Origin of the sequence: uncultured Sphingomonas sp., from assembly GCF_913774285.1 — a bacterium.
Taxonomy (GTDB): domain Bacteria; phylum Pseudomonadota; class Alphaproteobacteria; order Sphingomonadales; family Sphingomonadaceae; genus Sphingomonas.
Window position 1 is genome coordinate 40178 of record NZ_CAJYHX010000017.1, and the last position, 22347, is coordinate 62524.

Annotated in this window: 23 protein-coding genes; 4 read left to right on the top strand and 19 right to left on the bottom strand. The window is 67.7% G+C overall.

Annotation, left to right across the window (positions count from 1 at the left end; all coding sequences use genetic code 11):
- From QZ670_RS07260 to QZ670_RS07305, 10 genes are all read right to left on the bottom strand, one after another.
- Positions 1 to 765, bottom strand: coding sequence for a phosphoadenylyl-sulfate reductase (locus QZ670_RS07260; protein ID WP_294253480.1), 765 nt, complete (start codon positions 763 to 765; stop codon positions 1 to 3).
- Positions 758 to 1183, bottom strand: coding sequence for a DUF934 domain-containing protein (locus QZ670_RS07265; protein WP_294253481.1), 426 nt, complete (start codon positions 1181 to 1183; stop codon positions 758 to 760). Before QZ670_RS07265 ends, QZ670_RS07260 begins: the two co-directional genes overlap by 8 nt.
- A complete protein-coding gene (locus QZ670_RS07270; RefSeq protein WP_294253483.1) occupies positions 1176 to 2810 on the bottom strand; it encodes a nitrite/sulfite reductase in 1635 nt (544 codons plus the stop codon). The genes QZ670_RS07265 and QZ670_RS07270 overlap by 8 nt, the downstream gene beginning before the upstream one ends.
- 3 nt (positions 2811 to 2813) lie before the next feature.
- Positions 2814 to 3110, bottom strand: coding sequence for a DUF2849 domain-containing protein (locus QZ670_RS07275; RefSeq protein WP_294253485.1), 297 nt, complete (start codon positions 3108 to 3110; stop codon positions 2814 to 2816).
- The gene (gene cobA / locus QZ670_RS07280; protein ID WP_294253487.1) at positions 3107 to 3904 is read right to left on the bottom strand and encodes a uroporphyrinogen-III C-methyltransferase; all 798 of its coding nucleotides are present in this window, start codon (positions 3902 to 3904) and stop codon (positions 3107 to 3109) included. The genes QZ670_RS07275 and cobA overlap by 4 nt, the downstream gene beginning before the upstream one ends.
- A gap of 83 nt (positions 3905 to 3987) precedes the next feature.
- Positions 3988 to 4461 carry a cyclic pyranopterin monophosphate synthase MoaC gene (gene moaC / locus QZ670_RS07285; RefSeq protein ID WP_294253491.1) on the bottom strand — a complete coding sequence of 158 codons (474 nt, stop codon included), beginning with the start codon at positions 4459 to 4461 and terminating at the stop codon, positions 3988 to 3990.
- Positions 4458 to 5228: an indole-3-glycerol phosphate synthase TrpC gene (gene trpC / locus QZ670_RS07290; RefSeq protein ID WP_294253494.1), complete on the bottom strand. Its 771-nt coding sequence runs from the start codon at positions 5226 to 5228 to the stop codon at positions 4458 to 4460. The genes moaC and trpC overlap by 4 nt, the downstream gene beginning before the upstream one ends.
- Positions 5225 to 6220: an anthranilate phosphoribosyltransferase gene (gene trpD, locus QZ670_RS07295; protein ID WP_294253496.1), complete on the bottom strand. Its 996-nt coding sequence runs from the start codon at positions 6218 to 6220 to the stop codon at positions 5225 to 5227. Before trpD ends, trpC begins: the two co-directional genes overlap by 4 nt.
- A gap of 56 nt (positions 6221 to 6276) precedes the next feature.
- A complete protein-coding gene (locus QZ670_RS07300) occupies positions 6277 to 6684 on the bottom strand; it encodes a hypothetical protein (RefSeq protein ID WP_294253499.1) in 408 nt (135 codons plus the stop codon).
- Positions 6685 to 6729: 45 nt separating this feature from the next.
- Positions 6730 to 7314: an aminodeoxychorismate/anthranilate synthase component II gene (locus tag QZ670_RS07305; protein ID WP_294253501.1), complete on the bottom strand. Its 585-nt coding sequence runs from the start codon at positions 7312 to 7314 to the stop codon at positions 6730 to 6732.
- A gap of 112 nt (positions 7315 to 7426) precedes the next feature.
- Here QZ670_RS07305 and QZ670_RS07310 point away from each other — a divergent pair, with 112 nt between their 5' ends.
- Positions 7427 to 7837: a hypothetical protein gene (locus QZ670_RS07310; protein WP_294253502.1), complete on the top strand. Its 411-nt coding sequence runs from the start codon at positions 7427 to 7429 to the stop codon at positions 7835 to 7837.
- Between the two features lie 176 nt (positions 7838 to 8013).
- Here QZ670_RS07310 and QZ670_RS07315 read toward each other — a convergent pair whose 3' ends face one another.
- A complete protein-coding gene (locus tag QZ670_RS07315; protein WP_294253504.1) occupies positions 8014 to 9501 on the bottom strand; it encodes a chorismate-binding protein in 1488 nt (495 codons plus the stop codon).
- Positions 9498 to 11444, bottom strand: coding sequence for a peptidylprolyl isomerase (locus QZ670_RS07320; protein WP_294253506.1), 1947 nt, complete (start codon positions 11442 to 11444; stop codon positions 9498 to 9500). The genes QZ670_RS07315 and QZ670_RS07320 overlap by 4 nt, the downstream gene beginning before the upstream one ends.
- Before the next feature lie 118 nt (positions 11445 to 11562).
- Between QZ670_RS07320 and tpiA the strand changes: the two genes are divergently transcribed.
- Together tpiA and QZ670_RS07330 are read left to right on the top strand one after the other, a co-directional pair.
- The gene (gene tpiA, locus QZ670_RS07325) at positions 11563 to 12318 is read left to right on the top strand and encodes a triose-phosphate isomerase (protein ID WP_294253507.1); all 756 of its coding nucleotides are present in this window, start codon (positions 11563 to 11565) and stop codon (positions 12316 to 12318) included.
- 4 nt (positions 12319 to 12322) lie between these two features.
- The gene (locus QZ670_RS07330; protein WP_294253510.1) at positions 12323 to 14320 is read left to right on the top strand and encodes an EAL domain-containing protein; all 1998 of its coding nucleotides are present in this window, start codon (positions 12323 to 12325) and stop codon (positions 14318 to 14320) included.
- On the opposite strand, the gene QZ670_RS07335 is transcribed toward QZ670_RS07330, so the two are convergent.
- The 4 genes from QZ670_RS07335 to rimO all read right to left on the bottom strand — a co-directional run bounded on the left by QZ670_RS07335 (position 14298) and on the right by rimO (position 19197).
- Positions 14298 to 15692 carry a leucyl aminopeptidase family protein gene (locus QZ670_RS07335; protein WP_294253512.1) on the bottom strand — a complete coding sequence of 465 codons (1395 nt, stop codon included), beginning with the start codon at positions 15690 to 15692 and terminating at the stop codon, positions 14298 to 14300. The two genes, QZ670_RS07330 and QZ670_RS07335, sit on opposite strands and share 23 nt — an antisense overlap.
- Before the next feature lie 74 nt (positions 15693 to 15766).
- On the bottom strand, positions 15767 to 16408 hold the full coding sequence (locus QZ670_RS07340; protein WP_294253515.1) for a hypothetical protein: 642 nt from the start codon (positions 16406 to 16408) through the stop codon (positions 15767 to 15769).
- The gene (locus tag QZ670_RS07345) at positions 16405 to 17805 is read right to left on the bottom strand and encodes a serine hydrolase domain-containing protein (protein WP_294253518.1); all 1401 of its coding nucleotides are present in this window, start codon (positions 17803 to 17805) and stop codon (positions 16405 to 16407) included. Before QZ670_RS07345 ends, QZ670_RS07340 begins: the two co-directional genes overlap by 4 nt.
- A 60-nt stretch (positions 17806 to 17865) precedes the next feature.
- Positions 17866 to 19197 (bottom strand): 30S ribosomal protein S12 methylthiotransferase RimO, encoded by a 1332-nt coding sequence (gene rimO / locus QZ670_RS07350; RefSeq protein WP_294253520.1) that lies wholly within the window; start codon positions 19195 to 19197, stop codon positions 17866 to 17868.
- Positions 19198 to 19311: 114 nt separating this feature from the next.
- Between rimO and QZ670_RS07355 the strand changes: the two genes are divergently transcribed.
- Entirely contained in the window at positions 19312 to 19827 is a 516-nt protein-coding gene (locus tag QZ670_RS07355; RefSeq protein ID WP_294253523.1) for a GNAT family N-acetyltransferase, read from the top strand.
- Between the two features lie 40 nt (positions 19828 to 19867).
- Here QZ670_RS07355 and QZ670_RS07360 read toward each other — a convergent pair whose 3' ends face one another.
- Genes QZ670_RS07360 through QZ670_RS07370 form a run of 3 tightly spaced genes read right to left on the bottom strand, consistent with a single transcriptional unit; the run spans position 19868 to position 22298 of the window.
- Positions 19868 to 21304: an AMP nucleosidase gene (locus QZ670_RS07360; protein ID WP_294253526.1), complete on the bottom strand. Its 1437-nt coding sequence runs from the start codon at positions 21302 to 21304 to the stop codon at positions 19868 to 19870.
- A 56-nt stretch (positions 21305 to 21360) separates the two neighbouring features.
- Complete coding sequence (locus QZ670_RS07365; RefSeq protein ID WP_294253529.1) at positions 21361 to 21810, bottom strand: cytidine deaminase; 450 nt, start codon at positions 21808 to 21810, stop codon at positions 21361 to 21363.
- Between the two features lie 5 nt (positions 21811 to 21815).
- Complete coding sequence (locus QZ670_RS07370; protein WP_294253532.1) at positions 21816 to 22298, bottom strand: UPF0262 family protein; 483 nt, start codon at positions 22296 to 22298, stop codon at positions 21816 to 21818.
- Positions 22299 to 22347 lie beyond the last annotated feature (49 nt).

Here is a 22347-nt window from a genome sequence, read left to right on the forward strand (position 1 = left end):
TCAGAACACCGGCTGGTTGGCGTCGTCGTCGCTCGTCGGGGTGTGGATGCCGCACTCGGTCTTGTCCCAGCCGCGCCAGCGCCCGGCGCGGGGGTCTTCGCCTGGCTTCACCTTGCTGGTGCAAGGCGCGCAGCCGATCGAGGGATAGCCCTGCGCGACCAGCGGGTGCACCGGCAGGTCATGCGCGGCGAAATAGGTGTCGAGATCGGCTTTGGTCCAATCCGCCAGCGGATTGATTTTCAGCCGTTCGCCGTCCAGCTCGAAGCGGGGCAGAGCGGCGCGGGTGCTCGCCTGGAACGCCTTGCGCCCGGTGATCGTCGCGTCGAACCCGTCCAGGCCCGCCTCGAGCGGCAGCACCTTGCGGATCTCGCAGCAACCGTCGGGATCATAGGACCAGCGCAGCTCGGTGCCGTCACGCTTGGCCAGCAGCTCGGGATCGGGCTGCAGGTTGCGGAAGTCGGTGAGGCCCACGCTCTCGACCAGCAGGTCGCGATAGGCGAGCGTCTCGGGGAAATGCTTGCCGGTATCGAGAAACAACACCGGCACGGACCGATCGACGCTGGCGACGAGGTGCAGCAGGGCCGCCGATTCCGCACCGAACGAGGAAACGATCGCCGTTTCCCCGGTCAGCTTCTCGGCCAGCACCGTGCGCAGCATCTCCAGCGTCGGCACGCCGAGGAACCGCGTGTTCAGCCGCACCGCATCCGCCTCGGTGAAGCGGGGCGTCACGTCGATCCGGTCGATCTGGCGCGCGGGTTCAGCCATGGCGCAGTTTCCAGACGGGCACGACAGTGTCGGCCGCCGCCTGGTAGCGGAAGCCGTATCGGCTCAGTGCGGCTTCCAGCGTCGCCGCGTCGATCGGTGCATTGGGTGCGAAACTGTCGAAGCCACAGCGGCGCATCAGCGGGATCTGGTCGACCAGCACGTCGCCCTGAGCGCGGAGTTCGCCCGTATATCCGGCCTCGCGGAGGATACGGGCCGAGGAATAGCCCCGGCCATCGCGAAAGCTCGGGAAACTCACCTCGATCAGCGCGATGCGATCCAGATGGGGGAGGAGCGCGCGGGCATCTTCGCCGGATTCGATCCGCACCGCGGTGGCGTTGGACTGGCCGAAGAAGCTGTCGAGCGTGACGGCGGGCTCGTCATGCGCTTCGTCGTCGCGGTAGCGCAGGAACTCAACCATAAATGGCCTCCTTGAACGGTGCCATGCCGATGCGGCGGTAGGTATCGACAAAGCGCTCGCCGGGGGTGCGCTCGCGGACATAGACGTCGGTCGCGCGCTCGATCGCGTCGACGACGCCATCCTCGCTGAAGCCGGGGCCGGTGATGTCGGCCAGGCTGACATCCTCCGCGCCCGAGCCGCCGAGCAGCAGCTGGTAATTCTCGGTGCCTTTCCGGTCGACGCCGAGGATTCCGATATGGCCGGCATGATGGTGGCCGCAGGCATTGATGCAGCCCGAGATCTTGAGCTTGAGCTCGCCCAGGTCACGCTGGCGCGCCGGATCGGCGAAGCGTTCGCTGATCTTCTGCGCGAGCGGGATCGAGCGGGCATTGGCGAGGCTGCAATAATCGAGGCCCGGGCAGGCGATGATGTCGCTGATCAGGTCGAGATTGGCCTCGGCCAGCCCGGCCTCGCGCAGCGCCGTCCAGACTGCAAAGAGGTCCGCCTTGCGGACGTGCGGCAGCACGATATTCTGGGCATGCGTGACGCGAAGCTCGTCGAAGCTATAGCGCTCGGCGAGGTCGGCCATCACGTCGATCTGGTCGGCCGAGGCGTCGCCCGGGATGCCGCCGATCGGCTTGAGGCTGATCGTGACCACGGCATAGCCCGGCGCCTGGTGCGCGTGGACGTTCTGGTCGAGCCACACGGCGAAATCAGGGTCGCTGCGATCCAGGGTGTCGGGAGCATCAGCCTCGAACGCCGGGGGCGCGAAATAGGCGGCGATGCGGTCGAACTCGGCCTGGGGCGGGTCGATGCCGAGCGCCTTCACCGCCTGGAACTCTTCCTCCACCTGGCGGGCATATTCCTCGGCGCCGAGCGCGTGGATGAGGATCTTGATCCGCGCCTTGTAGATATTGTCGCGCCGGCCGTGGCGATTGTAGACGCGCAGGCAGGCTTCCAGATAGCTCACGAAGTCGGCGAAGGGCACGAACTCCTTGATCAGCGCGGCGATCATCGGGGTGCGGCCCATGCCGCCGCCCGCATAGATGCGCGCGCCGAGTTCGCCCGCGTCGTTCCGCACGATCTGGATTCCAATGTCGTGCAGACGCATCGCCGCGCGATCGGTGTCGCTGGCGATCACCGCGATCTTGAACTTGCGCGGCAAATAGCTGAATTCGGGGTGGAAGGTGCTCCACTGGCGGAGCAGCTCGGCCCAGGGGCGCGGATCGGTGATCTCGTCGGCGGCCGCGCCTGCGAACTGGTCCGAACTGATGTTGCGGATGCAGTTGCCGCTGGTCTGGATGGCATGCATCTCCACCGTCGCCAGCTCGGCGAGGATGTCGGGTGCGTCCTCCAGCTTGATCCAGTTGTACTGGAGGTTCTGGCGGGTCGTGAAATGGCCATAGCCGCGGTCGTACTTGCGGGCGATGTGGGCCAGCAGGTGCATCTGGCGGCTGTTGAGCGTGCCATAGGGCACTGCCACGCGCAGCATGTACGCGTGCAGCTGGAGGTACAGCCCGTTCATCAGCCGCAGCGGCTTGAACTGATCCTCGGTCATGTGGCCGGCGAGGCGGCGCTGGACCTGGTCGCGGAATTCCTCGACGCGCGCGGCGACGATGGAGGCATCATATTCGTCGTACTTGTACATGGTTCAGATCACCCAGCTTCCGGCCTGCGGGTCGGCGGGCTTGAGGGTCAGGTCGGGGCGAACGGTGGGGCCGAGCGCGCGGATGCGGTCCTTGATGTGCGCGGGGCGGGGACCTTCGGGCGTCGCCTCGGCATCGATCACATAGGGTACGTTGACGCGGCGCGCGGCCTCTTCGGTCGCGGCGAGCACGTCGCCCTTGTCGCCCACGTCCACCGCCTCGGCGAGGTGGCGCGACCAACTCTCGCCGGTCCACCAGACCACATCGCCGGTGGCGAGATCATTGCCGGTCAGCAGCTTCATGCCTGGTCTTCCCCAAGAGTCTCGGCGGTGCGCGCCCAGCGGGCGAGCTTGTCCTCGGCATCGGCGAGCAGCGTCACCTCGCCGACGACGATGATCGCGGGGCTCTGCACATCCTCGCGCTCGACCATCGGGCCGAGATCGGCGAGCAGCGTGCGGATCGCGCGGTGGCCTTCCAGCGTGGCGCGCTCGAGCACCGCCACCGGCATGTCCGGCGCGACGCCGTCGGCCATCAGCTTGTCGGCAATGGCGGAGGCGGTGGCCACGCCCATGTAGATCACCAGCGTGCGGCCCTTGCCGGCGAGGCCCGACCAGTCCTGGTCGGTCAGCCCCTTGCACTGGCCGGCGACGAAGCTGACCGCGCTCGACCAGTCGCGATGGGTGAGCGGCAGCATCGCCTCGGCGGCGGCGCCGAGCGCGGCGGAGACGCCGGGGATCACTTCCACCGGCAGCCCGGCCTCGCGCACGGCCTCCACTTCCTCGCCGCCGCGGCCGAAGATGAACGGATCGCCGCCCTTGAGCCGGACGACGACCGCGCCGGTCTTCACATGCGCGACGATCAGCGCGTTGATCGATTCCTGCGGCAGCGTGTGCTTCGAGCGACGCTTGGCGACCGAGATGCGGTGCGCTTGGGGGGCCAGATCGAGCACGCGATCGTCGACCAGCCCGTCATGAACGAGCACGTCGCACGCTTTCAGCGCCTCGACGGCTCGGACGGTGAGCAGGCCCGGGTCGCCGGGGCCCGCGCCCACGAGGATCACGCGGCCGCGGGAGTTGGGGTCGAGAAGCGTTGCCATGATGCCGCACATGGCCCGGTGGCTGCGGCAGGGCAATGGAGGATCGGTTTGGGGCGGCTAAGGGATTCTTTGCCGTTCGCGCCTCAGCCTTCCGCGCGCCAGTCGCCGGACTTGCCGCCGGTCTTGGTCAGCAGGCGGATGTCGCTCAGCACCATGCCCTTATCCAGCGCCTTGGCCATGTCGTAGAGCGTCAGCAGCGTCACCGACACGGCGGTGAGCGCCTCCATCTCCACGCCCGTCTTGCCTTCGGTAGCGGCGGTGGCGGTGGCGGTGATGCCGGTTTCGTCGAGGTCGAGGTCGATCGCGACGCGGGTGAGGGGCAGGGGATGGCAGAGCGGGATCAGCTCCGAGGCCTTCTTCGCCGCCATGATCCCGGCGATGCGCGCGGTGGCGAGCACGTCGCCCTTCTTCACGCTGCCATCGCGGATCGCCGCGGCGGCCTCGGCCGACATGGTGATGCGGCCCCGCGCCAGCGCCTCGCGCGCGGTGACCGCCTTGCCGCCGACATCCACCATGTGCGCCGCGCCGGTTTCGTCGAGATGGGTAAGCCCGCTCACCCGACCAGCGCCCGCGTCGCTGCCTCGACATCGGCCTGCCGCATCAGCGACTCGCCGATCAGGAAGCAGCGGATGTCATGCTCGGCCATCGCGTCGAGATCGGCGCGGTTGTTGAGCCCGGACTCGGCGACGAAGGTACAGTCCTTGGGCGCATGCCGCACGAGATCGTACGTCTTCTGCACGTCGACCTCGAAGGTCTTCAAATTGCGGTTGTTCACTCCGATCAGCCGCGACTTGAGCTTGAGCGCGCGCTCCAGTTCGTCAGCATCATGGACCTCGACCAGCGCGTCCATGCCCTGCTCGCTCGCGGCCGCTTCGATCTCGGCCATCTGGCCGTCGTCGAGCGCGGATACGATGATCAGGATCGCGTCGGCGCCGATCGCGCGCGATTCCTCCACCTGCCAAGGGTCGATCAGGAAGTCCTTGCGGATCACCGGCAGGTCGCACGCGGCACGCGCGGCGATCAGATAGTCTTCGTGCCCCTGGAAATACTCCTGGTCGGTCAGCACCGAAAGGCATGCCGCGCCGCCGGCAGCATAGGCGCGGGCATGGGCGGGCGGATCGAAATCGGCGCGGATAAGCCCCTTGGACGGGCTCGCCTTCTTGATCTCGGCGATCAGGCCATAGCCGCCGGCCGCGGCACGCGCATCGAGCGCTGCCTTGAAGCCGCGCGGCGCGGTGGGCGTCGGCCAGGCAGGCCGCGCCGCCTTGCGGGCGGCGACTTCGGTGCGCTTGGTGGCGATGATCGTGTCGAGAATGGTGCTCATGCGAAGGCGATCCAGCAGTCGAGAAGGGCGTTGGCAAGCCCGTTGTCGAGCATCTCGGCGGCTTCCTCCACCCCGTCCCGTAGGTCATCGGCGCGGCCCGCGACCATCAGTGCGGCGGCCGCGTTGAGCAGCACCGCGTCGCGATAGGCGCCGTGCTCGCCCTGGAGCAGGCGGCGCAGGGCGAGGGCGTTGTATTCGGGATCGCCGCCGCGAATCGCGGCCAGCGGATGGCGCGGCAGGCCGGCATCCTCGGGCGTGATGCGGGTCGGCAGCTTGGCGCGGCCGACATTGACAACGACGCTTGCTGCCTCGGTGGACAGTTCGTCGAGCGCATCCTCTCCCGAGACGACCGCCGCCGCCTCGACGCCCAATTGCTCCAGCGCCTCGGCATAGACTGGGGCATAGTCAGGCCGCGCGATGCCGATCAGCTGGTGGCGGACATGCGCGGGATTGGCGAGCGGGCCCATCAGGTTGAAGATCGTCCGCCGCCCGATCCGCCGCCGGATCGGCGCGATGCGGCCGAGCGACGGGTGATGGTGCTGCGCGAACAGGAAGGCGATGCCGATTTCATGCAGGCTCTCCTCCGCGCGCGCCGCGGCCCGGTCGAGGTTCAGCCCCAGCGCCTCCAGCGTATCGGCGGCACCGGCCTTGGACGAGGCGGCGCGGTTGCCATGCTTCGCCACCGGCACGCCGGCAGCCGCCACGACGAGGCTTACTGCGGTCGATACGTTGAGCGTGTGATGCCCGTCGCCGCCGGTGCCGCACACGTCGATCGCCCCCTCGGGGGCGGTGATCGGGATCAGCCGGTTGCGCAGCGCGCGGGCGGCCTCGGCGATTTCGATGCTGGTCTCGCCGCGCACGGAAAGCGCGATGAGGAACGCCTCGATCTCCGCCTCGGGCGCGGTGCCGTCGAGAATGTCGGCAAAGGCTTGCGCGGCAGTTTCGCGGGCAAGCGGGGAGGACGGGTCGGGAAGCAGGCTCAGGCTGGTCACGCCGCCTCTATTCCGGGACGGGGCCAGCCTGTCGAGCAAATCCTGCTTGGGGTGGCTTAGTTGCTCTTCTTCGGCTTGGTATAGGGCACGAACTCGCCGAGCGAGACGAAGCCGCGGGGGAAGAACGAATTGCGGTCGATCAGCCGCACCGTGTCGATGCTGCACAGCTGCGATCCGAAGGTGTTGGTCACCAGGATCGAATTGTCGTCGAGCTGCTCGGCGCCGCCGCGCGGCTGGTTCACGTACAGCGTGTTGCCAACGGTATAGATGATCGCCTTGCCGTCGATGATCTGGCTGGATCCGGTTCGATCCAGGCTGATGCAATCGACCGGCTTGCCCGCGACTCGGCCGTCGAGCAGCTTGGCAAGCTTCTCCTCGGGCGTTGCGCGGTGGCGCTGGGCATTGGCGACGGGCGCCGCGAGCAGCGCGGCACCGGCGAGCAGGGTAGCGAGGATCGTCTTCATGCCGACTCTCCTAGCACATCCGCGATGAACCGAGCCTGACGAAAGTCAGGCCGTGGCGGTCGCCTCGATGCCGGCCAGCCGCAGGAAATTGGCGAGCATCGCATGGCCATGCTCTGTCGCGATACTTTCCGGATGGAACTGTACGCTGTGGATCGGCAGCGAAGCGTGGCGGAAGCCCATCACCGATCCGTCCTCGGCGGTGGCGTTCACCACCAGGTTGTCGGGAATGTCGGTGACGATCAGCGAGTGATAGCGCGTCGCGGTGAAGGGCGAGGGCAGGTCGGTGAACAGTCCTGTTCCATCATGCGTGACCGGGGAGGTCTTGCCGTGCATCAGCCCGCCGCGCACCACACTGCCGCCGAAATGCTGGCCGATCGCCTGGTGCCCCAGGCACACGCCGAGCAGCGGCTTGCGCTGATCGGCGCAGGCGGCGACCAGATCGAGGCTGATCCCGGCCTCGTTCGGGGTGCATGGGCCGGGGGAGATGAGGAAACCCTGCGCATTGCTGGCGATCGCTTCGTTTGCGGTCAGCGCGTCGTTGCGCACCACCTGCACCTCCACGCCCAGTTCCATCAGATAGTGGACGAGGTTCCAGGTGAAGCTGTCGTAATTGTCGAGAACGAGGATCATGGCGCAGACCTAGGCGCTCGGGCGCCGATGCACAATCCGGCCTTGCGGGTGCCACAGTGCCGCGGCACCGCTGATGGGGCAGGGACGTTGTGTCGCCTCCAGGAGTATTCCCATGCTTGCCCGTTTGATGCTTGCCACCGCCCTGCTCGCCGCACCGGCGTTCGCCCAGACCCAGGATCAGACGACCGCCGATGGCCCGCCCAAGCGGGTGCGCAGCATCCTGCTCTATGGGCAGGAGAGCTGCCCCAAGCCGGCCAATCCGGACGAGATCGTCGTTTGCTCGAACGCGGGTGATTCGCCCTACCGCATCCCCAAGCGCTTCCGCGACCAGCCCAAGGAAGACGCGCCCTCGACCAGCTGGTCGCGCCGGATGGAAGTGGTGGAGGAAGTTAACAGCCGCGGCCTGCCGAACACCTGCTCGGCGGTCGGCACCGGCGGCCAGACCGGCTGCACGCGGCAGATGCTGCAGCAATGGTATCAGGACAAGCTGGACAAGGAAGCGAAGGCGTCGCGCGTTCCCTGATCGTGGCCTTTCCCACTTTTAACTAGCCGTCATCCCCGCGAAGGCGGGGATCCATTGGCGCTGATGCCGCGGTTCCTTCCCCCGGCGCACAGGGCAATGGATTCCCGCTTTCGCGGGAATGACGTCGGTTTTGGGTGATGCCGTTGTCGCGGCCGCATTCGGCGGTTGCTGCTTCCTTACTGCCCGAAACCCGCCTCGCTGGCCCGCGCGATCGCCTCGCGCGCGGCGGCGAACAGCGCGCCGGACTTGGCCTCGCACTCGCGCTGCTCATAGGCCGGGTCGGAGTCGGCGACGATGCCGGCACCGGCCTGCACGTGCATCACGCCATCCTTCACCAATGCGGTGCGCAGGACGATGCACGAGTCCATCGAACCGTCAGGCGAGAAATAGCCCACGCCGCCCGCATAGGGGCCGCGCGTCTCCGCTTCCAGCTCGGCAATGATCTCGCAGGCGCGCACCTTCGGCGCGCCGCTGACCGTGCCCGCCGGAAAGCCGGCGAACAGCGCGTCGATCGCGTCCGCATCCTTGCGCAGCTTGCCCACCACGTTCGACACGATGTGCATCACATGGCTGTAGAACTCGACCGTGTAGCTGTCCGTGACCTTGACGCTGCCGGGCGCAGCGGCGCGGCCGACATCGTTGCGACCGAGATCGAGCAGCATCAGATGCTCGGCGCGCTCCTTGGGATCGGCGAGCAGCGAGGTGCGGTTGGCCTCGTCCTCGGCAGCGGTGCGGCCGCGCGGCCGGGTGCCGGCGATCGGGCGGATGGTGATCTCGCCGTCGCGGGCGCGGACCAGGATCTCCGGGCTCGATCCGGTGAGCGCGAAGCCCGGCAGGTCGAGATGGTAGAGGAAAGGCGAGGGGTTGATCCGCCGCAGCGCGCGGTAGAGCTCGAACGGCGGCAGCGGGAAGGGCGCGGTGAAGCGCTGGGCCAGCACCACCTGAAAGATGTCGCCTGCCGCGATATACTCCTTCGCCGCCGCGACCATCTCGCCATAGCGGCCTTCCGGCAGGACCGGCGTCGGCTGGATCGCCAGCGGATCGGCGCGGACGGGGGCGGGCAGGGCGGCGGTGGCGAGCTGCGCGGCAATCGCGTCGATGCGCTCGGCCGCGCATTCGGGATCGGCGCCCGGCCATACGGGGGCGACGAAGAACAGCGTGTCCGCCAGCCGGTCGAACACCAGCAGCACCGTCGGCCGCACGAAGATCATGTCGGGTACGCCGACCGGGCTCTGCGGCGGGCGGGGGAGCTTCTCGACCAGCCCCACCGTCTCATAGCTGAAATAGCCGACCAGGCAGGCCAGCGCGCGCGGCAGCTCGGCCGGCACGTCCATGCGGCAATCGGCGACCAGCGTGCGCAGGGCGGTGAGCGGGTCGTCCGACAGCGGCTCAAAGGCAGCGCGATCGGTGAGCCACTGCCGGTTGATCTCGGCCTCAGTGCCGGTCGCACGGAACACCAGGTCGGGCGCGAGCCCGATCAGGCTGTGCCGCCCGCGGACCGATCCGCCCTCGACCGACTCCAGCAGAAAGTCGCCCCGGCCCGGCTCGATAAGCTTGAGCGCGGCGGCGACCGGCGTCTCGGTATCGGCGACCTGCTGGCGCCAGACCAAAGCGGGCCGGCCGGCAGCGAGCGCGGCGCGGGCGGCGTCGAGGCCCTGGATCACTGGCCGCTGGCGCCCGTGCGCTGCAGGTCGGCGCGGAGGCGGGCGATTGCCGCTTCGTTGCGACGGACCTTGAGCGCGCTTACCAGCGAGGCGGCGAACTGGCGCTCATATTCCTGCGCGCCCACCTGGCCCAGCGCCTGCGTGATCGACTGAAGCATCTGCGGGCCCTGCGGATCGCCGGCAAGGCTCCCCGGCTGGATCGTGTCGACATAGACGACATAATAGCCGCCGCGGTTCGGCGCCTCGACCAGGCGCGCGGTCTTGGCCGGCATGTCGAACGCCATCTGGATGAAGTTCTCCTTGCCGCGCAGCTCGCTGCGCTTGAAGTCGAACGACTTGGGCGGCGCACCCTTGGTTGCACCCGCTTCGGCCAGCGCCTGTGCCATCGGCACGCCCTTCTGCAGTTTGGGCAGCATTGCGGTTGCAGCGCTGCGCGCCTTGGCGAGCGCCTGGTCGAGCAGATAATCGGCCTTCACCTTCTCGGTGATCTGCGCAAGCGGACGCGGCGCGGCGGGCACGATCTTCTCGAGCGAAACCAGCGCGAAGCTGCCGTCCTGGCCGACCGGCACCACCTGCGGCTCGTCGCCGGCCTGTTCGAAGCCAAAGCCGGCCTTGATCACCGCCGCGGCGGTGGCGTCCGGCTGATAGGCGGCATTGTCCGGATCGGTGCCGTTGGCGATCAGCGCGGGGCTGCGCACCGCAGTCAGCTTGGCCTTGGCAACCGCTTCGTCGAAGGTCGCGCCGTCGCCGACGGCATCCTCGATCGCCTGGCGCGAATCGGCGAGCAGCGCGGCGAGCTTGCGCTTGGCGACTTCCTCGGTCAGCTCGCCGCGGACCTGGTCGAGGCTGCGGGCGGCGATCTTCTCAACCTTGGTCACGCGGTAGACGAACCAGGCGCCACCGAGCTGGACCGGGCCCTGCATCGCAGTCGCCGGGGCGGCGAAGGCGGCATCCGCGAAGGATGCCGAGACCTGCTTGGCGATGCCGGTCTTGTCGCTGGCGTCGATGGTGCGGGCCTCCAGACCGGCGGCCTTGGCGGCTGCGGCCAGGTCTCCGCCCTTGGCGGCGGCAGCGACCTTGGCGGCGACCGACTGGCTGATCGCCTGGACCAGCTCGACACCGCGCTTCTCGCTGGCGGTGTATTTGGCGGCATCCTTCTTGTAGGCGGCGGCGATCTCGGCCTCGGTCGGCGCGGCCTGTGCCTTCAGCGCGTCGGGCTGGGCGAGCGCGTAGCGGACAATGCGGCGCTCGGGCACCTGATAGCGGCTGCGGTTCTGCGCGTAATAGCCGGCCAGCGTATTGGCGTCGGGTGCGGGGCCCGGGTCCATCGCCAGCGACTGGACGAAGCCGACGATGCCGGTGCGGCGCTCGAGCAGCGTCGCGACATAGGGGGTCACCACGCCGGCGGGGGCAGGCGCGCGCAGGGCGACCGGACCAACCAGCCAGGCGGCGTAGCGCTGCGTCGTCATCCCCTCGCGGAACGCCGCCGGGGTGAGCTGATTCTGCGCGAGCAACTGCTCGAAGGTCTGCTGGCTGAACTTGCCGTCCATGCCGGCGAACTGCGGATTGTTGGCAATGTCGGTGTCGATCAGCTTCTTGCCGACTGCCATGCCGTTCTGGTTCGCGAATGCCTCGATCGCGGCGGTGTTGACGGCGTCGTTCAGCGCGGCCTCGAACCCGCCCTGCGCCAGCACCTGCGCCATCGTGACCTTCTGGCCCTGCTGCTGTGCGTTGCGGACATAGCGTTCCAGCCGCTCGCGCACCTGCTGCTCGGTCACCTTCTCGCCGGCCACGGTCGCCAGCGCGCCGCTGCTGCCGGTGATCCCCTGGCGCATGCCGGTGACGTCACTCGCCGCAAAGGCAATCGCGAGCAGGCCCAGGAAGATGAAGACGATGATCAGGCCGTAGCGCGACTTGGTGAAGTTCCGGAAGGCGTTGAGCATGGAGAGCCGTTCGTTCGAGGAATTTGGGCCCGCTTTAGGGCCGGTGTCGCGCGCCTTCAAGCTTGTGCCGCGCGGCGCAATCGGTATCGACTGTGCCGAAACATTCGGGGAGTGATGGATGCGCCGCAAGCTGGTCGCCGGAAACTGGAAGATGCACGGCATGCGTTCGCACTTGCGGGAGATCGACGCGATCGCTGCTGCGGCGCGGGCACATCCCCAGGTCGATGCCCTGCTCTGCGTGCCCTATACCCTGATCGCCGCCGCCGCGGACATCGCTCCCGACTTCACGATCGGCGCGCAGGATGTGCACGAGAATGACCAGGGCGCCCATACCGGCGACGTCTCGGCACCGATGCTGGTCGAGGCGGGCGCGAGGGTGGTGATCGTCGGCCATTCCGAGCGCCGCGCCGACCATGCGGAGACCAGCCACCACACCTGGGCCAAGGCCGCGGCCGCGCGCCGACACGGGCTGAACGTGATCCTGTGCTGCGGCGAGACCGAGGCCGAGCACGATGCCGGTCGCGCCGAGCGCATCGTCCAGTCGCAAATCGAAAAGTCGCTGCCCGACGGTGCCTCGCCCGACTGGCTGACCATTGCCTATGAGCCGCGCTGGGCGATCGGCACCGGCAAGACGCCGACGCTCGACGAAATTGCCACGATGCACGCGATCCTGCGCGCCAAGCTGCGCGGCATGATCGGCCTGTCGGCCAACGAGATGCGGATCCTCTACGGTGGATCGGTTAGCGGCGCCAACGCGGCGTCGATACTGGCAGTCGAGGATGTCGACGGTGCGCTGGTCGGCGGCGCGAGCCTCACCGCCGCTAAGTTCGTGCCGATCATCGAGGCGGCGGCGCAAATAGCGACGGCGGATTAACCTGTTGGCGGGGGTCTGGCGCTACAAGGCCTCCATGCTGCCGCGGATTCACCTTGTACGTTCGGGAAGGACCAAGCTCGATCGAGCGATCCTGACCGAGCAGTATCGGGTGCTCGGGCAGCAGATTCCGCTGATGTACACGCTCGTCTTCCTCGACGCGGTGTTCCTCGGCTTCGCTTCCTATGGGTCGGTGTCGACGCGGCTGAGCGTGGTCGCGCCCATCCTGCTGGGTATCGCGGCGGCGGTGCGCAGCCTCTTGTGGGTTGCACGACGCGGCGATTCGATACCGAGCCTTCGCCGGATTCGCCGCTATCTGGTCGGCACGATCGTCGCGGCCGCCATCCTCAGCCTCGCATTCGGCGGATGGGCGCTGGTGCTGTTCGTCGAGGCGGATCTGGCGCGGCGCACCTGCATCGCGCTTTACATCTTCATCGGTGCGATCACGTGTTGCTATTGCTTGCAGACCTTCCCGATCGCCGCCTGGCTGGTGATGGCCTGCGGTGCCTCGCCAGTGATCGCCTGTCTGATCGTCTCGGGTGACCGGTTCCTGGTCGGGCTGGGCATCAACATCATTCTGGTCTCTGCCGTCGTGCTGCGGATGTTCGGGGCGACCCATGCAGGGTTCGTCGACGTGCTCGCCTCGCGCGCCGAGATGGCGGCCGGCCAGCGCCGCGCCCGGCTGGCCGAGCAGCGCGCGCACCAGCTAGCCTATCACGATCCCCTGACGGGCCTGCCCAATCGCCGCGCGCTCACCGAATATCTGCGCGACGCTGAGCCGCATCGCTTCGGGCTGATGCTGGTCGATCTCGACCGCTTCAAGTCGATCAACGACGTGCATGGCCATCCGATCGGCGACCAGCTGCTCCGCGCCGTCGCAGGTAGGCTGAGCTGGGTGGTGGGCGAGGGCGGTCGAAGCTACCGGCTGGGCGGCGACGAGTTCGCGATCACGCTGCCGTTCGACGGCGACGATCTCGATCGGGTGCGCAGCGTCGCCCACGCCATCGTGCGTGAGGTGGCGCGGCCGTTTCTGATCGACGAGCGCATGCACCATATCGGCGCCAGTGTCGGTATCGCGCTTTATCCTGAGGACGCGCGCGACGCGGACACGCTGATGCGCCGCGCCGACGTTGCGCTGTATCAGGCCAAGGAGGCCGGGCGCGGCTGCTATTGTGCCTTTGCCAGCCAGATGGATGCCGAGATCCGACGCCGCTCGACCATCGAGGCGGAGATGCGCGACGGGCTCACCCAGGGGCTGTTCTACCCGCGCTACCAGCCGATCATCGACCTGCGCACCGGCCATGTCACCGGCTTCGAGCTGCTCGCCCGCTGGCGCCGCGAGGACGCCGAGATCGGGCCCGACCAGTTCATCCCGATCGCCGAGGAATGCGGGCTGCTCAACACGCTGATGCTCGACCTGCTCGACCGTGCCTGTTCGGAGACGCGGGACTGGCCGGTGCCGGCAAGCATTGCGATCAACATCTCGCCCGGCCAGCTGCGCGACGACTGGCTGAGCCACAAGATCCTCTCCGTGCTCGCTCGCACCGGCTTCCCGCCGCAGCGCCTGACCGTGGAGATCACCGAGAACGCGCTGATCGTCGATGCCGAGAAGGCGCACCATGCGATCGAGTCGCTGAAGAACCAGGGCGTGCAGCTGGCACTCGACGATTTCGGCACCGGCTACGCCTCGATCCAGCATCTCCGCATGCTGCCGTTCGACAAGATCAAGATCGACCGTTCCTTCGTCGAGTCGCTGAGCGAGAGCACCGAGAAGCTGCGGATCGTCCGCGCCATCCTGGGCTTGGCCAGCACGCTGGAGCTGCCCGTGGTGGCCGAGGGAATAGAGACGCTGGAAGCGGCCGAGATGCTGCGCGCGCTGGGCTGCGCGCAGGGGCAGGGCTATCTGTTCGGCCGACCGATGGACAAGGAAGAAGTCGAGCGCTGGCTCGCCGACGGCGTGATGCCGCCGGCGGCCGAAGCACTTATCCGCCGTACCGGTCTTTGAGCACCTTCCAGGTGGCGCGCAGACTCACCGCTTCCGCGCCCTTGGGGCGGCCCGGCTTGGCGCTGCCGTTCCAGCAGAAGATGTCGAAATGGGCCCACTGGGCCTTGGCCGGCACGAATTCCTTGAGGAACAGCGCGGCGGTGATGGCGCCGCCGAACGGACCCTCGGCCGCGTTGACCATGTCCGCCACATCCGACTTCAGCAGATCCTTGTAGGGATCGTAGAGCGGCATCCGCCAGATCGGGTCGGCCTCTTCCTCGCCGGCCGCAAGGATCTCGGCTGCCAGCGTGTCGTCATTGGCGAACAGCGCCTGCAGGTCCGCGCCGAGCGCCACGCGGGCGGCGCCGGTCAGCGTTGCGAAGTCGAACACCAGCTCCGGATTCTTCTCTTCCGCCTTGGTCAGGGCGTCGCCCAGGATCAGGCGGCCTTCGGCATCGGTGTTGCTGTTCTCGACGGTGATGCCCTTGCGCGAGATCATCACGTCGCCCGGCCGCGTCGCTTCGCCCGAGATCGAATTCTCGACCGCGGGGACGAGCATGTGGAGCCTTACCGGCAGCTTGTTCTGCATGACCAGTTCGGCGAGCGCGAGGGCGTGGGCGGCACCGCCCATGTCCTTCTTCATCAGCCGCATGCCGGCCGCCGGCTTGATGTCGAGACCGCCGCTGTCGAAGCAGACGCCCTTGCCGATGATCGCGATGCGCGGATGTTCGGGATTGCCCCATTCGAGCTCGATCAGCCGCGGCTCGCGCCCCTTGCCGGCGGCCTGGCCAACGGCGTGGAGCATGCCGTAGCCCTGCTTCAGCTCGTCGCCCTTCACCACCGAGAAGGTGGCGCCATAGGCCTTGGCGAGCTCGGCGCCGGCGTCTTCGAGGTCGGCCGGGCTCATGTCATTGGCGCCGGTGTTGATCCGGTCACGCAGCTTGAAGGTGACGGCGGCCATGCGCACCGCCTCTTCCATCTTCACCGGATCGGCGGTGAGCAGCACGCGCGGGCCCTGCGCCTTGGGATCGGCTTTCTTGTAGCGATCGAACTTGTACTGCGCGACCAGCCAGCCATAGATCGCCTTGCCCGGCTCGACACCTTCGACGCGGTAGCTGCCCTCGGGGAGCGTTTCGGCCAGCTTGGCGAGGCACCAGGGGCCAAGCTTCTCGGTATCGGCGACGACCGAGACGACCGACCAGTCCTCGGGTGCGTCGCCGGGCAGGACCGCGCTGGAGAAGGCCGAGCCGCTGAGCTTTTGCGCGGCAGCGGCAGCGCGGTGGCGCGGCGGCTGGGCGGCGAGCCAGGCGTCGTAGCCCTTGGCGTCGATCAGGTGGATGGTGCGAGCGGGCTGGCCGCGATCGGGCTGAACGAGCGTGTTGAGATCCGTCATGCGCCTGATCTAGGACGCCGCGCGCCCCGCGCCTAGCCCGGACCCCCCTGGTTTTTTGGCCAGGGGGCGCCGGATCACTTGGCCGCGGGCAGCGAGGTCTTCCAACGCGCGTCAAGCCTGGCCTGGGCATGGTCGCGCTTCACCTTCGCGACCAGCGAGATGCCGCGGAGCGTGACGCTGTGTCCGCCGAGAAACTTGCCCGAGATGGTATAGCCGACGTCGTACAGCGCCACGTCCTCGTGCGGGTCGCCGTCCGCCAGATACTGGGTGACGATTGCCACCGGCAGCCGCTCGTCGCCGCGGCTGTTGTCGGGCAGTCCGGCGGCCTCGCGCGCCTTGACCAGCGCATGCTCGAACCAGCCCCCCTCGATACGCGGCTCGCCGGTGGTCGTGGCGGGGGAGACGCCGAGGGCGGTCGGAAACAGGATCGTTTGACTCTGCACCGATTGCTCGGCAGCGGCGGGCCTGAGCGCCAGCGTCTGCTTGCCGCCATCGGCTGCAACCAGCACCAGCTTCGCCACCTTGGCGGAGGCGCGCTGCTCGGTGGCCGCCTTCTCGGCCTTGGTCTCGCGGCGATCGTTCCAGTTGTTCCAGAGGGTCAGGCCGGAAATCAGCACGGCGGCTACCCCCAGCACCTCGCCCAGCGTGATCCACCGCCGCCGCACCTTGGCGGCTTCGGCGCGATCCTTGGCGCGGCTTTCGGCCTCGTCGCTCATCGCGGCATCACCAGGAACTGCTCGAACTTGCCGTCGGCACCGGGCTCGGCATAGGTCACGGCGATCAGCTGGCGATCCTTGTAGCGGATCATGTAGTTGCGGTTGACGAAGCCGCCACGCAGCCGCGCCTTGCCGATCGGCGTGAAGGCCAGCGGCTCGCCCAGCGGTGCAAGGCTCTCGCGATAGTCGCCAAGGGCGGTGGCATCGAAGTAATAATTGGCATCCTCGGTCATCAGGCTGCGATCGGGCGTGCCGACCCGGAGCTGGTCGAAGAGCTTGCGCGCGAGCGCGTCGCGCTGCTGGTCGAGCGTCGGGGCGGCGGCAGGCTTGGCGACCGGCAGCAGCAGATCGGTAATACCTTGCGCGATGATGTCGTGCGCACCGCCGAAATCGGCGCTGACCAGCGAGACGACCGCGAACTTTTCCTCCGGGATGACCACGTTGCTCGACAGGAAGCCGACCGCCTCGCCGCCATGCGATACTTCCTTCTTGCCGCCATGCTCGCCCAGCGACACGCCAAGGCCGTAATGGGTCGGCGCGCCATCGGCGAGCTTCACCTCGGTTTCCTGGACCGCCCAGTCCTCGGGGGTGAGCACCTTGCGATCGATGCGCGCGATGTCCCACTTGGCGAGATCGGCGGCGCTCATCGCCAGCTCGCCGGCCGCCCAAAGCCAGCCATCGGCGGCAGGCTTCGCAGGACGCACGGGCCCCAACGCATTGCGGTGCGTGCCCTGCGGGAAGCCCTTGCCGACCGCCTTGTCCTGGTCGATCGCCTGCATGCCCAGCGGCTTGAAGATCTTCGCCTGGAGGTAGTCGAGCAGCTTCTTGCCCGACGCCTTCTCGATGATCATGCCGGCGACGACATAGCCGGTGTTAGAATATTGCCAGGCGGTGCCGGGGGTGAAGTCGAGGGGCTTCTTCGCCCAGCGATCGACGATCTGTTGCGGCGTCACCGCCGTCTCCATAGCTTTGAAGCTATAGTCCTGTGGCCAGTAATCCTGCAGGCCGGCGGTGTGGCTGAGCAGCTGGCGAATGGTGATCTTGTCGGCATCGGTGACGTCCGGTACCCATTTCGACACCTTGTCGTCGAGGCTCAGCTTGCCCTCGTCCTCCAGCAGCAGGATCGCCGCGGCGGTGAACTGCTTGGAGATTGACGCGATCTGGTACTTGGCATTGACGTCCGGGCCCTTGGCGATGCCCGGACCCTGGTCGCCATAGGCCTTGGTGAAGACGATCTTGCCGTCGCGCACGATCGCGATCGAGGCGGACGGCACACCGCTGCTCTTCAGCGCGTCGGCGACGATCGTGTCGACCTTCGCGGTCTGCTCCGCGGTAAGCTGCTGGGCGGCAGCGGGGGTGGCGATCAGCAGGGTGGCGGCAAGGGCGGAACGGAACATCGGGCCTCCGGGAGATGATCCCAAAGGCTTAGCGCCGCCCGCGCACCCTGCCAACGACGATCAGCCCATCGGCACGCCGTACAGGTCGTGTTCGTCCGCGTCCTCGATGAGGACCTTCACGATGTCGCCCTGTTCCAGATGGCCGGAGTCGCGCAGGAACACTTCGCCGTCGATCTCCGGCGCATCGGCCTGGCTGCGGCCGGTGGCGCCGCCATCCTCGTCGACCGCGTCGATGATGACTTCGAGCTGGCGGCCGATCTTCGCCTGGAGCTTGGCGGCGCTGATCGCGGCGGTCTTCTCCATGATCCGGGCGTAGCGCTCTTCCTTGACCTCTTCCGGCACCGCGCCGGGCAGGTCGTTGGCCGAGGCGCCCTCGACAGGCTCGAAGCGGAACGCGCCGACGCGGTCGAGCTGGGCTTCGTCGAGCCAGTCGAGAAGATACTGGAAGTCTTCTTCGGTCTCGCCGGGGAAGCCGACGACGAAGGTCGAGCGGATCGCGATGTCCGGACAGATCTCGCGCCAGCCGCGCAACCGCTCGAGCACCTTGGCTTCGTTGGCCGGGCGCTTCATCGCGCGCAGCACATTGGGCGCCGCATGCTGGAACGGGATGTCGAGATAGGGGAGCACCAGCCCCTCCGCCATCAACGGGATCACCTGATCCACATGGGGGTAGGGGTAGACATAGTGCAACCGCACCCAGGGCGCGATCTGGCCGAGCTCGCGGGCGAGGTCGGTCATGTGGGGCACGACCTCGCGGCCCTTCCACGCACGCGGCTCCTTGCGGATGTCGATGCCATAGGCCGAGGTGTCCTGGCTGATGACCAGCAGTTCCTTTGTGCCGGCGGCGACCAGCTTCTCCGCCTCGCGCAGGATCGCATCGGGTCGGCGGCTGACGAGATCGCCGCGCAGCGACGGGATGATGCAGAAGCTGCAGCGATGGTTGCAGCCTTCCGAGATCTTCAGATAGCTGTAATGGCGCGGCGTGAGCTTCAGCCCGCTGTCCGGCACCAGGTTGACGAAAGGCGAGGGCGGCATCGGCGCCGCGTCATGCACCGCGCCGACGACTTCCTCATATTGATGCGCGCCGGTGACCGCGAGCACATTGGGGAAGCGGGCGCGGATGACTTCGGCTTCCTTGCCCATGCAGCCGGTGACGATCACGCGGCCATTCTCGGCAATCGCCTCGCCGATCGCCTCGAGCGACTCTTCCTTGGCGCTGTCCAGGAAGCCGCAGGTATTCACCAGCACGACGTCCGCGCCGGCATAGTCCGGCGACAGCGCATAGCCGTCCGAACGGAGCTTCGTGAGGATACGCTCGGAGTCGACCAGATTCTTGGGACAGCCGAGCGACACCATGCCCACCTTGGGGGCTTCGGGGAGTCGCGTTGCCATGATCGTTGGCGCACATAGGCCTTTTCGCGGAAATTGCCAGCCATGGGGCGTTTACGGATGGCCGATTCGGCCCGCCATGGTACGGGCAGGCCAGCAACACCGGGAGATTTCGTCATGACCGCGACCACCGAAGAGCCTGTCCAGCTGCCGACCCGCTCCGGGCTCATCATCGACGTGCGCACCGTGCGTCCCGACGACGAGGCGCTGCTCAAGGACTTTTTCGATCACGTCTCGAACGAGGATCGTCGCTTCCGCTTCTTCACCGCGGCCCCGCAGCTCCAGCCGCACCAGGCCAAGGCGCTGATCGAGGTCGATCACCACAAGACCGAGAGCTATCTGGCGTTCACCGCAGAGGGCGAGCTGGTCGGCTCGGGCATGCTCGCCTGCGACGATGCGCTGGAGACCGCCGAGGTCGCGATCTCGATCCGCGCGGATCGCAAGGGGCAGGGGGTGGGCTGGAGCCTGCTCAACTACATCAGCGCCGAGGCCAAGGCCCGCGGCGTGAAGCGGCTCCAGTCGATCGAGAGCCGCGAGAACCACCTCGCGATCGAGTTGGAGCGCGAAATGGGCTTCGTCGCGCGCGAAGTCGAGGGCGATCCCAGCGTGGTGCTGCTCGAAACGGTGTTCTGATCGAGGGTGCCCCGGCCGAAACCGGGGCACCTCTCTGGCGTCAACGGAACGGCGGTTCGTTGAACGCGCGCAGCTTGCGGCTGTGGAGCTTGGCGCCTTCGCGGCGCAGTTCCTCGCAGGCCTCGATGCCGATCTTGAGATGCTCGGCGATCGCGCGCTCGTAGAAGCGGTTGGCCTGGCCCGGCAGCTTGAGTTCGCCGTGGAGCGGCTTGTCGGAAACGCAGAGCAGCGTCCCATAGGGCACGCGGAAGCGATAGCCCTGCGCCGCCAGCGTCGCCGACTCCATGTCGACGCCCACCGCCCGGCTCAGCGAGAAGCGCAGCGCCGACTGCGAATAGCGCAGCTCCCAGTTGCGGTCGTCGGTGGTGACGATCGTGCCGGTGCGAAGCCGCTGCTTGAGCTCGTCGCCCGACTGGCCCGAGACCGTCTCGGCCGCCCGCGCCAGCGCCTGCTGGACTTCGGCGATAGCGGGGATGGGGATCTCCGGCGGCAGCACGTCGTCCATGATGTGGTCGTCGCGCAGATAGGCATGGGCGAGGACATAGTCGCCGATCCGCTGGCTGGGGCGCAGGCCGCCGCAATGGCCGATCATCAGCCACGCCTCGGGGCGGATCACCGCGAGGTGATCGGTGATCGTCTTCGCGTTGGACGGGCCGACGCCGATATTGACCAGCGTGATGCCCGTGCCGCCCTCGGCCATCAGGTGGTAGGCGGGCATCTGGTGCCGCCGCCACGCGCCGTCGCTGACCAGCCGGTCGGCGTCCGCCGCATCCTCGATCACGATTCCGCCCGCGCCCGACACGCCGGTGAAGCGGCTGTTGGGGCCCAGCTGGGCGCAGGCCCAGCGGACGAACTCGTCGACATAGCGGTGATAGTTGGTGAACAGGATATATTGCTGGAAATGCTCGACCGGCGTGCCGGTGTAATGCTTGAGCCGTGCCAGCGAGAAATCGGTGCGCAGCGCATCGAACAGCGCCAGCGGCCGGGTCTCGTCCTGGCTGATCCAGATGCCGTCGGCGATCTCGTCGCCGATATGCGACAGCTCGGTCGCTGGGAAGTGGCGGCCCAGCTCCGTCGCCGAGATGTCGTCGAGGCTCAGGATCGTGTTGGGATCAAGCACATAGGGGAAGGGGATTTCCTGTCGCCCGGTGACGGCGTGCACCTCGACGTCATAATCCTCGATTAGGAAGGTGAGCTGCTCGGTCAGGTACTCGGCGAACATCGCCGGGCGCGTCACCGAGATGCGGTAGTCGCCCGCCTCGACCAGCCGGCCGAACGAGCGGCGCGGGATCGGCTTGTTGACCCCGCCGCGATAGGTGACGCGGAGCTCCGGATAGGCGAAGCTGCCGTCGGTCCGCGTCTCGGGATCGGGCGTGGTGCCGTCGGTGATGTAGCGGTTGAGCGCCTGCTGCAGTCGTTCGACCGAGGCGCGATAGAGCCGATCCAGGTCGGCGACGATATCGGAGGCTTGAGTCATCTTCCATCGCTAAGCGCGGAAGATGACGCTGGCAAGTCGGCGGTGAAACGAGCGACTCAGCTGATCCCCAGATCCCCCGGTCCGAAGGCCTGGGGCAGCAGCTCGGACAGCCGGTAGCTCGCCACCGCATCGCCCTCGGCCGCGCCGCAATGGACGGGCAGGTCGCGCTTGCCGAGCTGCGCGGCCTCGTTGATCACCTGGCGGCAGCGGCCGCAGGGGCTGACCGGCGCGGTTCCGGTGGGCACCCCGTCCGCGCCGATCGGGCCGCCGATCACCGCGATCTCCGCCACGTCGCGGAGGCGCCCCTGCGCCGAGACCGTCGCCAGCGCCACCGTCTCGGCGCAGAGCGACAGGCCGTAGCTGGCATTCTCGAAGTTCGCGCCGGTCACCACCGTGCCGTCGGTCAGCAGCACCGCGGCACCCACGCCGAAGTTGGAATAGGGCGCGTGTGCGTTGCGCGCGGCAATGCGGGCGGCTGCGATCAGCGCGCTGGTGTCGGTCGTCATGAAATTCATCCCTTGATGTGGAGCACGCAGATCAGCGTGAACAGCCGCCGCGCAGTATCGAAATCGACGTCGATCTTGCCCTCCAGCGCGGTGCGGAGCAGCTCGGCGCTGTCGTTGTGGATGCCGCGCCGGGCCATGTCGACCGTCTCGATCTGCGCGGGCGTCGCGTTGCGGATCGCCTGGTAATAGCTGTCGCAGATCGCGAAATAGTCGCGGATCGGCCGGCGGAAGCGGGCGAGGCCGAGCACGATCGTCTCCAGCGGCGTATCGTCCGCCCGCCGGATCGCGAGCGCCAGCCGACCTTCCTCGACGCTGAGGTGCAGCTTGTACGGCCCGGCATAGCCGTCGGCCTGTTCGCGCTGGGGGGCGAAGTGATTGTCCTCGAGCAGATCGTAGATCGCGATCCGGCGTTCCTGCTCGATATCCGCCGAGCGCCACAGGATGGTGCGCTCGTCGAGGGTCACGTCGATGATCCGCGGATCGGCCATAGGCCGCAGCTTTGGAAGCATTCCCCGTTTTCCACAAGCCATGCGGTTG